General features: G+C 42.2%; 8 protein-coding genes. All 8 read left to right on the top strand.

Features of this window, described 5'->3' with window-relative positions; translation table 11 throughout:
* The first annotated feature begins 1,457 nt into the window (after window positions 1-1,457).
* The 8 genes from HMPREF0659_RS07120 (at window position 1,458) to HMPREF0659_RS07085 (ending at window position 16,191) form a co-directional block, all read left to right on the top strand.
* Window positions 1,458-1,964, top strand: a complete 507-nt coding sequence (locus HMPREF0659_RS07120) for a DUF5004 domain-containing protein (protein ID WP_004358977.1) — start codon at window positions 1,458-1,460, stop codon at window positions 1,962-1,964.
* A gap of 135 nt (window positions 1,965-2,099) precedes the next feature.
* On the top strand, window positions 2,100-3,320 hold the full coding sequence (locus HMPREF0659_RS07115) for a hypothetical protein (protein WP_013264662.1): 1,221 nt from the start codon (window positions 2,100-2,102) through the stop codon (window positions 3,318-3,320).
* Between the two features lie 59 nt (window positions 3,321-3,379).
* Window positions 3,380-6,316: a SusC/RagA family TonB-linked outer membrane protein gene (locus tag HMPREF0659_RS07110; RefSeq protein ID WP_013264104.1), complete on the top strand. Its 2,937-nt coding sequence runs from the start codon at window positions 3,380-3,382 to the stop codon at window positions 6,314-6,316.
* A 39-nt stretch (window positions 6,317-6,355) separates the two neighbouring features.
* Window positions 6,356-7,918 carry a RagB/SusD family nutrient uptake outer membrane protein gene (locus tag HMPREF0659_RS07105; protein ID WP_013264536.1) on the top strand — a complete coding sequence of 521 codons (1,563 nt, stop codon included), beginning with the start codon at window positions 6,356-6,358 and terminating at the stop codon, window positions 7,916-7,918.
* Window positions 7,919-8,412: 494 nt separating this feature from the next.
* Window positions 8,413-9,645 (top strand): glycoside hydrolase family 71/99-like protein, encoded by a 1,233-nt coding sequence (locus HMPREF0659_RS07100; RefSeq protein ID WP_013264030.1) that lies wholly within the window; start codon window positions 8,413-8,415, stop codon window positions 9,643-9,645.
* Between the two features lie 20 nt (window positions 9,646-9,665).
* Window positions 9,666-11,687 (top strand): glycoside hydrolase family 97 protein, encoded by a 2,022-nt coding sequence (locus HMPREF0659_RS07095; protein WP_013264838.1) that lies wholly within the window; start codon window positions 9,666-9,668, stop codon window positions 11,685-11,687.
* A gap of 525 nt (window positions 11,688-12,212) precedes the next feature.
* Window positions 12,213-14,690: a TonB-dependent receptor domain-containing protein gene (locus tag HMPREF0659_RS07090; protein ID WP_013264248.1), complete on the top strand. Its 2,478-nt coding sequence runs from the start codon at window positions 12,213-12,215 to the stop codon at window positions 14,688-14,690.
* A 367-nt stretch (window positions 14,691-15,057) separates the two neighbouring features.
* A complete protein-coding gene (locus HMPREF0659_RS07085) occupies window positions 15,058-16,191 on the top strand; it encodes an AAA family ATPase (protein ID WP_013264960.1) in 1,134 nt (377 codons plus the stop codon).
* The last annotated feature ends 6 nt before the right edge of the window (window positions 16,192-16,197 follow it).

Genomic DNA, 16,197 nt, shown 5'->3' with positions numbered 1-16,197 from the left:
GGTTTAGTATAACGAAGTGCAAACTTCAGAATGATATTTGGTATATATATTTGTTATTTGGGTAATTTAAGTAATATAGATTTAATTAGACGCATTTTATAAGTTAATTAAAGAAGATAGAGCTTGTCGTGAGACAGGCTCTATCTTTTTATTCTCTATTCAGCAAATTATAGTTTCATGCTTTACAGAATAGGCTTTTTATGGTTCTTCTGTTAGTTACATAGATTGGAAATAGAATAAAAACTAATCCACTTGCATACTATGTTTATCCTAAATTGGATGGTCTTACTAAAAGGGAATAAACTAAGCGATAATTGCAAATTGATACTATTTTATCCGCCTTCTACAAACAGCTTATTCCCTTATTACTTGAAGTTTGTAAACTATTTTCGTACACTTCAAAACCAATACATGCTCTTTTGGCCTCTAAAAGACGCCTAATTGACTTGCAAAAGGTGCCCTTTAAGAGGCTTACTAACGCCCTTTTGAAGTCCAATTAAGCACCTTTTGTTTTGCTAATTTATAACTAATTGATTTACTGTTGGTTGCAGACTTGCTTTTTAAGCGTGGTTTTATCCTTATTTATAGCAGTTTTCTTCGAAATAATGTAATGATTTTTCAAATTCTTGTTTGTAGATTTTTAACCCCAAATCGGTTATTAGAGGCTAAACATATTTTGTTTTATTATCGAGCAGATTGTTTGGCTTTGGAACGCAGACGTAGCGGGCTACGTCAAGTTACAAAGACGGACAAGATGCCGATAAGAAAATAAAAGATGTTAGGAAACAATACCATAGTAATAAGAATTATTCATATTGTGGTCTAATGACCGATTGGGGTTAAATTTAGGTCTTTAGTAATTTGGGGTGATAATGATTCGGCTAAGCTTAGGTTTCTGACGAAATGTCACACGGAGAAAAGGAGGGTACGGAGGATTATTAAAACAAAGTAATGGTAGTCACGGAGGCACCGTCGGTGCGTGGAGCTACGGAGATTGTTTACGAGTGTTATTAGAGATTTTATTCACAAAGCGTTTATCCCAAAAGTTATTAGGAATTAGTACGCTATATCTCCGTCGCTCTTTGTGCCATCGGCACCTCTATGTATGACTTAAAACTCCGTCCCCTCCGTCTCTCCGTGTGCCTTATAATATAAAAGTTTTAGATTATCACTCCATATATCGGAAGAACCTTAAATGTTAATAATTGCATCCCTTTTAGCTGAAAATTTGTCGTTTTGATGCTTTAAAAGGACTAAAAGCGTAATATTCAAGTTATATTATTTATACTTTAGGATGATAAATGGGTATTGATTATCAGTAGTTTATGAATTTTATAGCCGATTTATGTTTATACAATCATCAGTTTTCTTTACTTTATGAATAATGATAACTAACTTTGCCAATAAAGAAATAATCAACAAAAATAAATTTTCAATAACTAAAAACAAGATTCACTATGAGAACAATCAGAGGTAATTTGTTCGCTATTGGACTACTCTTTTCTACGGCAATGGCGTTCACGGGATGTTCTACAGTTGATGACGGAAGTTTTACAGCACCGATAACGCTAAGTGAAAAGATTGGCGGTAAGTGGGTTGTTAATTCTGTTGTGCAGACTGATGAAGCGAATGCTCGTACAAAGACATTGACAGACCTACTCGATTTTGACACGTTTGTCATCAATCTAAACCAAGATGAGGCTGGTAATCCATCAACCTTCACGGTAGAAGGTAGTGCACCACTCTTGTTGCCTACAAGTGGCACATGGAAGATGGATTACAATTTCACAAAGAGTGATAACACGCCAAGTCGACTCCTTCTCAATGACGGAAAGGCTGAGACAGCACTCACTGTAACGGCTGTACCAGGTAATACGAAGACATTGGAATATCGTTTGACACGCAAGACAAACGGCCAGCCTTTTGTTTCTTACACTTACAATTTGACACAGGCGGTTAAGTAATTTCGGAGCGTGGAAGTTTCAGTACTTATTCTCTTGGGCTTATCAAAGCTTCAAAGTCTTTTTTTTGTAGGACTTTTCTATAAGTTACCATCTTACTTTATTACTTCCTAACTCCCCTAAAATAACAGAATCAATATGAAGAAGATATTATTTGCATTGATGTGCTTGTTCCCCTTGGCATTGTTTGCTGATGGTGTAGAACTACCGAAGGCACCAAAGTGCTGGACAGTTCCTGCTGTCTTCACGGCTGATGAAGAGGTTACTTTCTATTATGATTTGACCGATGTCGGTTTTCAGGAGGGTGTTGACCTCTATCTCTGGGCATGGCAGCCAACTGAGCCAGATGCTGGTCATGGTGGCAATTCATCTGACTTTGCGAAGTTGGAATACGTTGGTAACAACATCTATAAGAAGACAATGGTACCGACACAGTACTTTAGCAGCGATGTTTCAAAGTTTGAAGATGATGCGTGGCCAGGCTTTTGGCAACGTCTGAAGACGAAGGATGGTAGTATGTGGTCCGGTGTTTTCGCAGCTCCTGACAGCCGTTCTGAATTCAAGGAGTTTAAGAAATCAGGTGATGGAATCCGTTTCTTCAGTGGCAAGAAAGATAAGGGTTTCACCGATAAGTTCACTTTAGACGAGCCGTTGACAGTAGTTTTCAATCCTGATGTATATAAATTAGGTGAGAAGACATTGACAGAATTGGCAAAAGATGCCGACTTCGTAGAGTTTGCTGCACACTCAGGTTTGAACGATTGGACCGTACAACAGACCTTGGATGTATGGCGTCCTGCAGTGTTAACAAAGACAGGTTTGAAGAAACTTTCTAATGGTTTGTACGTTTGGAATGTAGGTGTTCCAAGTGAATACTATGCTTATAACCCACAAGATGCAGGGCAGGCAGACAAGCCAACCATCCTTGCTGATCCCGATGAAAAGGCAGCTTTTCAGCTTGAAAATATGACTTATCTTATCATCAAGGTCATAAAGGATGCTGCAGGAGCTAACCAGTGGGGTGTGAATAGTGGTGACCAAAAGCAAAAGGCAGGTACGGCTACTCCTTATCCAGACCCTGTTTTCTCTTATTTCCCAACACGCCTAAGCAGTAAGGACATCCTTACGTTGACGCGTGAATACAATGAGCGTACGGCTGGTGACTTGAAATATACTATCGTGGCAGGTACAAAGACGATTACTGGTACTATGCCTGGCGTGCGCGATAAGCGTGAGGCAACACTCGACTTGAACAAGGAGTTGCAGGGTGTGGAAGCTTCTGAGCTGAAGGTAACAGTAAAGGATCAGCACGATAAGACGGTTGTCACATCAACAATACCGCTCGTTGTGGCTGATTAATAACGGAAGAGGAGAGAATGATTCCTCGTCTTATTCAATCCATAAAAGCATTAAATTCTATGAAACTAACAATAAAAAATAAACTATCGGGACTCATCCTCTTTGTGTTGATGATGTTCTGTAGTCAGGTATCAGCACAGGACTTCACTGCTACTGGTACGGTATCTGATAGCGGTCATGAGCCACTTATTGGTGCTTCGGTGAGTGTTGTAGGTGGTAAGGTGGGTGCTATCACTGATATTGATGGTAATTTCACTATCCAGTGTCGGCAAGGTGATATGCTCGAAATCACCTATGTAGGCTATACAAGTCGTAAGGTGCAGGCAGGAAAAGACTTAAAAGTCGTGATGGAAGAGGATGCCAAGACACTTGATGAGGTGACTATCGTGGGCGTTGGATACGGTAAGATGCGCAAGAGCGACCTTACGGGTGCCATTGCCTCAGTCAATTCTAAGGATATGAAACAGGGTGTGATCACCTCTACTGAGCAGTTGTTGCAAGGTAAGGTGGCTGGTCTTTCTATCGTACAAAGCTCTGGAGCTGTTGAGTCAGGTGCTTCTATCCGTCTTCGTGGTGGTACGTCTTTGTCGGCAAGTAATGGTCCGTTGGTTGTTGTAGATGGTATTCCAGGTGTTGATATCAACTCTGTTCAACCTTCAGAGATTGTTAGCATGGATATTCTTAAGGACGCCTCTGCTGCGGCTATCTATGGTTCTCGTGGTGCAAATGGTGTTATCATCATTACTACCAATCGTCAAGGCTCAGACACTGAGGTGAATACTATTCAGTATAATGGCTATGTTGCCTTAGCTTCTGCAGCCAAAACACTCGACTTACTATCGGCAAATCAGTGGCGTAGTTATGTTCGTTCAACAGGCAATATGAGTGCTTTAGACTTCGGAGCAAGCACCGACTGGCAGAAAGAACTTATGCGTACGGCTGTCTCTCATGGGCATAATATCAACTTCTCATCGTCAAAGAAGAAGCATGGATATCGTGCCAGCTTCACTTATAACAACAATGAAGGTGTCATTAAGAACAATACTATGAACCGACTTGCTGGTTCTCTCTCTGCTTATCAGACTGGAATGAATGGTCGTTTACGTTTGGATGAGGGCATCAACACCAACTTTGACAGTTGGCATCCAGTCGATAACCGTATCTTTGAACGCATGACTAACCTTCAACCAACCTTCCCTGTCTATAATCAAGACGGCAGCTATGCTCAATTCAATGGTACAAACACAGAGAATCCAGTTGAGTTAAACAACAACAGAACTGAAGATCGCAAACGTCATCGCTTCTTAGGCTACTTGAAGGCAGAGCTTTCTCTCCTCGAAGGATTGGTTGCTACGGTCAATACATCCTATGAATTCAACTCTGTTAAGTCGGGCTTATACAAGCCTACTTATGCTCGAATGGAGGGACAGAGTGAGCATGGATGGGGTCAAAGAATCTATGATGACTATACAAATAAGCAGTTAGAACTTTACTTAACATACGATAAAAAGTTCGCAGACATCCACCATTTGAATCTTATGGGTGGTTATTCTTACCTCGATAACACCTATGAAGGCTTCAGTTCAACACGCTCTGGCTTCGATTCTGATGCTTTCGGATATAACAACTTAGGTGCAGGAACAGACCACAGACAGGGAGATGTGGGTTCTTATAAGGGTGAATCAAAGCTTATTTCGTTCTTTGGTCGTGTGAACTACAGCCTGATGGACCGCTATATGCTTACTGCTACGCTGCGTAATGATGGTTCTTCTCGCTTTGGTCAGCACCATAAGTGGGGCGTATTCCCTTCTCTTTCTTTGGCTTGGCGTATCTCTGAAGAGCCTTTCATGGCTTCAACACGTGAGTGGCTCGACAACTTAAAGCTTCGTGCAGGCTTCGGTGTGACTGGTAATCAGAATGGTATTGGCGAATATAAGTCGCTCTCTATCCTCTCTGCAGCAGGTTCTGCCTACTACGATGGGACTACGGGAACATGGAAGAACTCCTACACACAGATTCAAAACCCTAACCCAGACCTCAAATGGGAGTCAACAGCACAGTGGAACCTTGGTGTTGATTTCTCTCTATACAATAGATTGAATGGTACGTTAGAACTTTACTATAAGAAGACTTCCGACCTCCTTTGGACTTATCCAGTGCCACAACCTCCATACCTTGTGGGTACGATGTTGGCGAATGTTGGTGACTTAGTAAACAAGGGATTTGAGCTTACTTTGGGTTATAAAGCAGTCCGCACGAAGGATTGGACACTTGATGCTAACCTCTCTCTTGCCTACAACCATCAGGAGATTACGAAGCTTTCTAACGACCAATATCAGGCAGTTGGACTTCAAGCAGGTCCTCTGCACAGTGTTCGTGGTATGTCAAACACCTACGCACAGGTCATCAAAGAGGGCTTTCCTGCAGGTGCCTTCTGGGGTCCTCATTGTACAGGAATATCAGACGACGGCAAGTATATGCTTGAAAAAGACGAGAATGGAAAGGTGAAGGAAGGCTATTTAGGCTCCGCAATGCCTAAGTGGAACCTTGGTCTTTCACTCAATGCAACATGGCATGACTTCGATGCGAGCGTAGCTGCTTATGGTATGTTCGGACAGAAGGTACTGAATGTTAGCCGCATGGTGATGTATGATCCAACACGCTTCCCATCACAGAACACCCTCGACGACTTCATGAAGAGCGGTATTACTGATAATCCAACTTTCTCTGATTACTTCATAGAGAATGGTGATTTCTTCCGTCTACAGTCTATCACTTTGGGCTATTCTGTTCCGATGAATGTAGTGAAGAAGATGGGTCTTAGTCGTCTACGTTTCTATGTGACAGGCGAAAACCTCTTCTGTATTACAGGCTATAAGGGTATCGATCCAGAAGTAAGTGTACCAGACAACGTACTGAACTCACCTGGTATTGACTTCTTCAACAGTTATCCACGACCACGCACTTTCTCATTGGGTGTGAACATCGGCTTCTAATCTTACCATAACATTCAACATTATAAGAACATAATTATTATGAAACGATTGAATATTAGCATATCAAATGTCCTTCCTGGACGGAAGGCTTGGTTAGGAGTAGGACTGCTCTTGGCAATGGCTTCCTGTACTGACCTTAACGAACAACTCTACGATAAGGTGTCGCAGGATGACTATGGCAAGACTTCTTCTGAGGTAGCAACCATCGTTGGAGGTGCTTACGCTACCCTCCGAGGCTATGGTTCTGGTACTCCTGAGGGCGCAGGTATCATCTGTTATCCTACTTGTGAGTATGTATTCTTCACACAGGAGTGCTCAAGTGATGAAGCATGTATACCAACCCGTGGTACAGACTGGTATGATGGCGGTCGCTATCAGCAGTTCCAACGCCACAACTGGGATGCTAAGAACTCTGGTATCCTCTCTGTTTGGCGATATAACTTCACTGGTGTTTCTAAGGTGAATGCCATTATCTATCAGGTAGAACAGAGTGGACTGACGACAGAGGATAAGCAGAAAGTGGAAGCAGAGTTGCGTGGCTTGCGTGCTTACTACTATTACAACCTGCTCGACTGCTTTGGAAACGTACCTGTTGTGACCGACTTCACGCAGAAGGAACTCCCAACGAATACTCCGCGTAAGGATGTCTTTGCCTTCATTGAGAAGGAACTCAAGGAGATTATCCCACTCTTGCCTACTGGCATTACCTACGGTCGTTTTACCCAGAACGTAGCCAATACGCTCTTGGCACGACTCTATCTTAATGCCGAGGTGTTTACTGGTACGGCTCGTTGGCAGGACTGTCTTGATGCTTGTAATAAGGTTCAAGGCTATTCGCTGACTGCAAATTATAAGGCAAGTTTCGCTATTCAGAACGAGAAATCTCCTGAAATCATCTTTGCAATACCTTACGATCACAAGCAGGGAACTGTAGGTAACTATCTTGCAAGTATGACCTACCACTATAACCAGAAGTTGGCTTTCGACCCAGCCGGCGTTTATCAGTGGTGTGGTAATGGTATCTGCGCACAGCCTGGACTCTACTCATCATTCGATGCGAAGGATGTACGTCGCCAAAGTCTGCTCATCGGTCAGCAATACAGTGCTAAGGATGGTTCTGAAGTACTGATGGATGATGGCTCACCATTGAACTATACGGAGGAAATAGACAACTTCACCGATGCTGCTAAGAATGCTGGTGCACGTCTGAATAAGTACGAATGGAGTGCTAATGACTCTTGGGAGCGCGACAACGACTGGGTACTAATGCGCTATGCAGAGATTTTGATGATGCAAGCAGAGTGTAACTTCCGTTTGGGTTACACCTCAACAGCACTCACTTATATCAATCAGATTCGTAAGCGTGCAGGCCTTGACGACCTCACAACGCTCACCCTCGACGATCTTGACACAGAGTGGAAGCACGAGTTTGTATTTGAGAATCTGCGCCGTACAACCAACATCCGCTTTGGAACTTACTTCAAAGCGTGGTGGGAGAAGCCAGCCGATCCTGCCGACAAGCATACAGGTATCTATCCAATTCCACAAGAGGAGTTGAGCAAGAACCCTAACTTAAAGCAGAATCCTGGTTACGAAAGTTAATTTTTGATGGGTTTAGTGTTATAAAGATGCCCAATGGTACGGCAAGGATTTTAGGTCCATGCAGTTGCCATTGGGTTTTAAAGGCTTTATTCGATAGGTTTTAAACAGAATGAAAGGACCTACTAACTTCTAAGAAAACAGCCCCTTTTATGATGCAACAACCCATGTAATATCAAGTTAATAACATGACTTTCTCCTATAGAAAAGCTGTCTGTGGCAAATTACTTTCATGAAAAAAAATATTTTTCATCGTGAAAAGAAATATTTATTATCATGAAAAGAATTCTTTTTCTTCATGAAAATAATTCGAGAAAGATGCCTTTTTATGTGGTTGAAGTTCTTCTTTATAGTATTTAAAGTTTATCTTTGTACTTACGAAAGGATAGCTTTTACATAGCGGCAGAGAGTAGGATAGCGGTATCAATATAAGAAGTAGGAATCTTTCTGCAACTGCTTTGGGAATAGGAAAGTCAGCTAAGAGAACATTAAACAAGATGAAGTTGAAATCAGTATTTACATTTGCAGCTGTCTCAGGATTGCTTTTTGCGTCTTGTGCAGACAGCTATGAGGGTGCACCTAAGAAGCCTGAAGGCAGTCAGCAGACTACGCAAGTCGTGCCTGTTGCCGTTACGAAGTCAAACACTATGCAGGTGTATGCACATTATATGCCTTGGTTTGAGACGACCACATCCAACCCTAAGAACGAAGGAAAGTGGGGTTACCACTGGACAATGAAGAACTGTGACCCTAACAAGACCGATGCTAACGGCAAAAGACAGATAGCTTCACACTATTATCCACAGACGGGTCCTTATGCAAGTGGCGATGAGGCTGTGTTGGATTATCAGTGTTTGCTGATGAAATATGCTGGATTAGACGGTGTAATGGTCGACTGGTATGGCGTTAATAGTGATAATTCTATCGCCTTACATAAGTCGAATACTGAAGCACTCTTCCGTGCTTTGAAACGTGCAGGGCTCAAGATGAGTGTCGTTTATGAAGACAGAACACTCGAAGGAGTGACAGGTAAGGTTGGAACAGTACGTCAGGACTTACGTTATTTAGCTGAGAACTTCTTTAAAGATGATAGTTATGTGAAGGTTGAGGGTCGTCCATTGTTATTAGACTTCGGTCCTATTCAGATGGAATCGCCCAAAGACTGGTATCGTAGTTTCTCTATCCTCACTACAAAACCGATGTTTCTTGTACTGGAAGGAAAGATGGGTAGTGTCAATAATGCTACTTATTCAGACAATGCACAAGGTGTTTATACATGGGTGAATCCTAATCCTAACTATGCTATAGCTAAGGATTATAAGTGCTTTGTAGGCGGTGCTATGCCTGGTTTCTGGGACTATTACAAAGAAGGTGAGGGCGGTACAGGTTATCAAACCTACAGTACTGAGAACGGAGCGTTGTTCCAGCGACAGCTTGATGCAGCCCGACAGGCAGGTTTGAAGTATCTGCAAATAAGCACATGGAACGACTATGGCGAGGGAACTACTATCGAACCAACCTTGGAGTATGGGTATAAATACCTCCTCATGTTGCAGAAGTTCACAGGTGTAAGCTATCAGCAAGCCGACTTAGAACTTATCTATCGCTGGTATCAAGCACGTGTTGCACAACCTAATAATGCGAAGGTAAAGGAGGCATATAACGCCCTTGTACAATTGAAGACAGGTGAGGCGAAAGCCTTACTTGATGCTGTTAATGGTAAGAATTAATATTATTAAAATCTCAATAAATGAAAACAGAACGTTTTAAAAATCTCTTTTTAGTGCTGTGCTTTGCACTTCTTCCAATGGCAATGATGGCAAAGCAGGAAGCTACGGTAAGTTCACCTTCGGGCAATCTGACGCTGACAGTGGGTGTCGATAATGCTGGACGACCTTATTATTCTTTGCGTCGTGGTGGGGAAGTAATCCTTCTCCCTTCAGCTTTGGGAATGAAACTGAAAGATGGAAGTCTTGATAGTGACTTCCGTGTTGTGGCTTTTGTAAGAGCTACAAAGGACGAAATGTGGCGCCAACCATGGGGAGAAGAAGTCGATGTGCGCAACCATTATAACGAGTTGACTATGAAGTTGGCACAGAAGAAAGGACTGCAGCGACAGCTGAATATCGTCTTCCGTGTCTTTGACGATGGTATGGGCTTCCGTTATGTATTCCCAGAGCAAAAGCAGTTGAAGGACTTTGTCATTACAGATGAGGCTACAGAGTTCTGCTTTAAGGGCGATCCAGAGGCATGGACATTGCCTTATGATGCTGGTTACTATGAGGGACTGTGGACAAAGGACCACTTGAGTAAGAAGGGAAAGGTATGCACTCCTGTTACTATCGAGGCGAAACCAGACCTTTATATGATGCTTCACGAGGCAAATCTGACAGACTATTCTTCGCTGAATGTTAAGCCTGTAGAGACAAAAGATGGTAACGTAAGATTGAAGGCTGAGTTAGTTCCATGGTCAAATGGCGACTTGGTACGTGCAAAAGCTCCTTTCGTCAGTCCTTGGCGTATGTTGTCAGTGGAGAATAAGGTGGGTGGTTTGATTACAAACCGTGTCATGTTGAACCTTAACGACCCTTGTAAGATTAAGGATACATCATGGATTACAACAGGAAAGTATGTTGGTGTATGGTGGTCTTACCACATGCAGACAGCGACTTGGGCTATAGGTCCTAAGCATGGTGCTACAACCGAGAATACAAAACGCTATATCGACTTTGCTGCACAGCATGGTTTCAAGGGCGTATTGGTTGAAGGTTGGAACTATGGATGGGAAAACGACTGGGGTAAGGAAGGTGATAAATTCAACTTCACAAAGGCTTATCCTGATTATGACTTTGATGGATTGCAGAAGTATGCACTGTCAAAGGGTGTCTCACTCATCGCTCACAACGAGACAGGTGGTGCTGCAAAGAACTATGAGAACCAGTTGGAAGCGGCATTCTCCCTCTATGAGAAGATGGGCATTAAGGCTGTTAAGACGGGTTATGTCAATAATCTAATGGACGATAAGGAGCACCAGCACTCTCAATATGGTGTGCGTCACTATCGCAAGGTGATAGAGGCTGCAGCCCGCCACCACATTATGGTGGTTAATCATGAGCCTGCTATGCCAACCGGTTTACAGCGTACTTATCCAAACCTTATCGCCAGTGAGGGTGTAAGAGGACAAGAGTGGAATGCTTGGGATGGCAATGGTGGTAACCCTCCTTACCATCTTTGTGTACTTCCTTTCACTCGTCAGTTGGCTGGACCGATAGACTTTACACCAGGTATCTTTAACCTTGAAGGTAGGGTTTATCCTAATACGCATCCGCACACAACACTTGCTAAGCAGTTGGCTGAGTATGTTGTTATTTATACTCCATGGCAGATGGCAGCCGACGAAATCGAAAACTACAAGGATCAACCAGCCTTTGCTTTCATCGAGGCAATGCCTTCTAACTGGCAAAAGACTGTGATTCCTATGGCGGAGATAGGTAAGTATATCGTTACTGCACGTAAGGATCGCGATAGTGAGAACTGGTTTGTTGGAGGTATGAGTGACGAGAATACACGTGATATCAAGTTGAAACTCGACTTCCTTTCACCCGGTACAAGTTACAAGGCTATCATCTATAAGGATGGTCCTGACGCCGAATACGATAAGAATCCTTACTCTATGACGATCGAACAGCAGGTGGTTAACAACGAAACAGTACTCAACTTGCACTTGGCTAAGAGTGGTGGTTTTGCCATTCAGTTGGTTTGTTTGAAGTAAGAAAATACTTTCCAAGATGATTATCAAGCCTTGATAACAAGATTATCGGGGCTTGGTAATCATCTTTTCTTTTGAATTATTGGGTAAATGTCTACCATTATGTAGTTGGTCATTAATGGCTTATTATATCTCTTATCATACCAATAATGATTCTTCATAATGCTTTTCTATCTCCGTGTTGATATCCCGCACATAATGTGCGGAGGCTTAGCACGAGTGGTGCGGGACATTAGCACGGAGGGTGCGGAGGGTTAAACACGATGTAATACGTTGTTAGTATAGTTATTGTATAGCATAGAAAGAGTAGGAAAGAATCCTATTTTAAGTTGCTCTTTTTTACCTTCAAAACTTGTTTTATTAGAATATTTTCGTTAGTTTTGCATTGTATAATGCGCACATAGATTAGATAGTAAAACACTACTGGTTAGGTGATTGATAATGATTTTATTGATGTTGTTTGTTGTAATGGGAAACAACTTTGTATTACATCTATATCATCTTTGCAGCCGTAAAAACATAGAGAATATGAAAATTAATAGGTTAATCGTTACTTTGGGTATGATGGCTATTGCCATAACCGCACATGGTCAGACCTCAACGATATCGGGTGTATTACTCGATTCTTTGACCCACGAAGGTGAACCATACGCCACTATCAGAGTCTACAAAGGTAAGAAAAGTGAGACACCAGTGGCTATGTCGGTGACAGAAAAGGACGGAAAGTTCTCTCAAAAGGTAACAGGACAGGGCAGCTATATTGTTTCCTTCACTTCAATGGGTCGTAAAGAGATTCTGCGTAAGGTACAGCTTACGGAGGCTGGAGGCATTATTGACCTCGGAAAGCTCCTTGTACAAGATGATACAAAGCAGCTGAAAGGGGTTGAAGTCGTGGCTCAGAAGCCGCTTGTAAAGATGGAAACCGACAAGATGACCTACGATGTTCAGAGTGACAACGACGTCAAGACAAACACCGTACTTGATATGTTGCGTAAGGTTCCGATGGTAACAGTGGACGGACAGGACAATATCACCGTCAATGGACAAGGTTCCTTCAAGGTCTATGTGGACGGAAAACCTAACGTAATGTTCTCTTCTAATCCCTCACAGATATTCAAAGCAATGCCTGCTTCGGCTGTAAAATCAATCGAAGTGGTCACAAACCCCGGTGCAAAATATGATGCAGAGGGTGTCGGTGGTGTACTGAATATCGTTATGAATAATGCTGACGGAAAGGCTAAAACGAAGTTGAACGGATACAATGGTAGCATTGCTGCCACCATAAGCAACAAGGGATACCGTGGTTCAACCTTCTTGAGTGGACAACAAGGAAAGCTCACTTACAGTGCTAATCTGATGGTTTCAAAAGGTAAGGCAGGCGGAACAGAAACAGAGATGCGCCGTACTTCATCTGATGGATCACGTATGGACTATTGGCAGAGGGGTAATACCAATTTTAATTTCACGATGGGTAATATTAGCTTAGGCTATGAACTCGACTCTATGAGTAATATTGGTGCTACCTTCGGGTTGACTGGTCACACGATGAAAAACGATGGTCACCCTACGACAACCTTCTCTGGTGGAAGCTATGGAACCGGTTTTACGTATGGTAATCAGATGACGATGGAGAATAAGAGTACGTCGTTTAACGGAAGTGTTGACTATCAACGTTTCTTTAATAAGGCACGTACAAGTAGTTTGACATTGAGTTATCTCTTCACTACTTCTCCTGCTGAGAGTAATAACCGACGCACTTATGACGTGCTTCCAGCAGGGGTGACGATTCCTTTATCCGACCTTTATTCAACAGCAAAGACACGTGGAACGGAGCATACTGTGCAGGTTGACTTTACGACTCCATTAGGAAAAGGACAGACATTGAGTACTGGTTTGAAGTTTATCTCTCATCGCAACTCGTCAGACTCTAAGTTCTATGACATCACAGGAGGTACAGAAGTCTATAATGCAGCTAACAGTGTGGACTATAAGAACACACAGAGTATCTTAGCAGAGTATGCTGAGTACAGTGCGACAATGGGTAAGTTGGGTGCAAAGGCAGGCTTACGTTATGAGCATACGTGGGAGAAGGTGAACTTTATTGTTGGTTCTGGTGCCGACTTTAAGAAGAATTATGGAAGTCTTGTTCCCTCTGCCAGCCTCAGTTATAATATCTCTGGCGGAGTCAATTTAGGCTTGAATTATAACATGCGCATCAGCCGTCCGGGTGTTAGTTACCTCAACCCATATATCGATCGTTCTAATCCAACAGTCTTGAGTTATGGTAATCCGAACCTATCAGTTGAGAAGAGCCACAACGTTAGCTTAGTATTCAATTACTTTACACCGAAGTTTATGATGAATATGACGCTTGGTGAGGCTTTTGCCAACAACCAGATTGAGCAGTATTCGTTTATGAACGGAACAGTGCTGAACACAACTTATGGCAATATCGTACGTAGTCGATGGACCAATTTCAGCACCTTTATGAACTATGCAGTCACACCTAAGACACGTATCATGCTCAATGGAGGAGTTGACTATGGAGATATTCGTTCAGAGCAGTTGGGCGAACACAACTTTGGATGGCAAGCAAGCGCTTTCTTAGGAGTACAGCAAACCTTCCCATGGAAGCTGAATTGGAGTATATTTATGGGTGGACTGACAAAGAAACGTTCATTGCAGGGATATAGCGGAGGCTTTAATATGTTCACGTCAACCCTTTCAAAGAGTTTCATCAAGGACAAACTCAATCTTAGTTTGATGTATTTCGTACCGTTGACAGGCAAGATGCACATCAAGCAATACAGCCATGGTGCTGATTTCGAGAACCACATGAATATCACGATACCAGCACAACACGTGGCATTAACCATCACTTGGAACTTTGGAAACACTAAAAAGCAGTTCCAAACACATGAGAGTAAGATTTCAAATGACTTCCAAGAGAAGAAGAATGACCAACAAATGAATGGTGTTGGAATGGGTGCTGGCACTGGTATGTAGTTCTATCGTCGAATTATTTTCATGAAAATAAATATTTCTTATCATGAAGAAAAATATTTCTTGTCTTGAAAATAATTCTTTTTGTTCATGAAAAGAATTTATAGTTATGGTCTTTCTGTACGATGAACATCCGTAGAATGTTGGTTCCCCATATGTTTATTCTACGTAAAAGGAGCATAAAAAAGAAGCGATATCAATGTGTTTTTGATATCGCTTTTTCCTTTCCTTGTGTTTTGTAAATACTTATTAGTAAACGTTTTAAATGTAACACAAGTTTGTGTCACACAAGTTTGTGTGACACAAACTTGTGTGATTGCTATTTTATTACTATATTTGCAGTTGTAAGACAAGCTAAAATGTAATCGTTATGTGCAAGAAATTTGTTTATGGAGTAGCTGTTTCCGATTATAACTTCATAGGAAGAGAAGTGGAAACAAAGCGATTGATGAATAATTTCAGAGGTGGTATCAATACCATTCTGATGTCTCCTCGTCGACTGGGAAAGACTTCCTTGGTGATGCGTGTGTGTGAAAAGCTGAAGTCAGAAGATATTATAACGATTTATTTAGACATCTTTGGATGTAAGAGCGAGTATGACTTTTACAACCGTTTGGCGTCAGAAGTACTGAAGCAGACGGCATCAAAGCAGAGTATGTGGCTCGAGGAGGCAAAGGAATTCTTGTATAGACTTACGCCAAAGATATCATTCAGTCCAGAACCGAACAGTGATTTTGCTATTTCTTTGGGTATAACTCCGACGACACATACACCAGAAGAAGTGCTTGAGATGGCTGAAAAGATTGCCATAAAGAAAGAAAAGCAGATTGTTGTCTGTATTGATGAGTTCCAACAGATAGGTGAGATGACTGATAGTAAGCATGTACAGGCACGATTAAGGAGTGTATGGCAACATCAGAAGCACGTATCTTACTGTCTTTTCGGTAGTAAGCATCACTTGATGAGTAGCATTTTTCTACACCGCAGTATGCCTTTCTATCAATTTGGTGACTTGATAGTGCTCGACAAGATACCATCAGCTGAGTGGGTGGAGTATATTGTCAGCCATTTTGCAGATGGTAATAGGACTATCAGTCCAACCCTTGCGGAGGAAATATGCAGCTTCACCGACAACTATTCAGCATACGTTCAGCAGTTATCTTGGCTCGTTTATACACAGAAGGAAGAAGGAGAGACAGTGGATGAAACCGATATCAAGCAGGCAACAGACGACCTTTTAGCAACGAATGAGGTACTCTTTATGCAGATGGTTGAACCCCTCTCGGAGTATCAACTTAACTTTCTGCGTGCCTTATGCTCTGGTGTTACGAAGGACTTTGGACTTGCAAAGATACGAGAGAAATATCAATTGGGTAGTTACTCGAATATCAACCGATTACAGAAAGCACTCTTTGAGCGTGACTTGATAGAAAAACGTGGGACGGAGTTGTCTATTACTGACCCTGTGTTTGCCAAGTGGTTTCAACGGAAAATGATGTTTTAAGAATCA

Source organism: Prevotella melaninogenica ATCC 25845 (genome assembly GCF_000144405.1).
In the GTDB taxonomy this organism is placed as follows: Bacteria; Bacteroidota; Bacteroidia; order Bacteroidales; family Bacteroidaceae; genus Prevotella; species Prevotella melaninogenica.
This window is presented reverse-complemented; position numbering and strand designations above follow the sequence as displayed.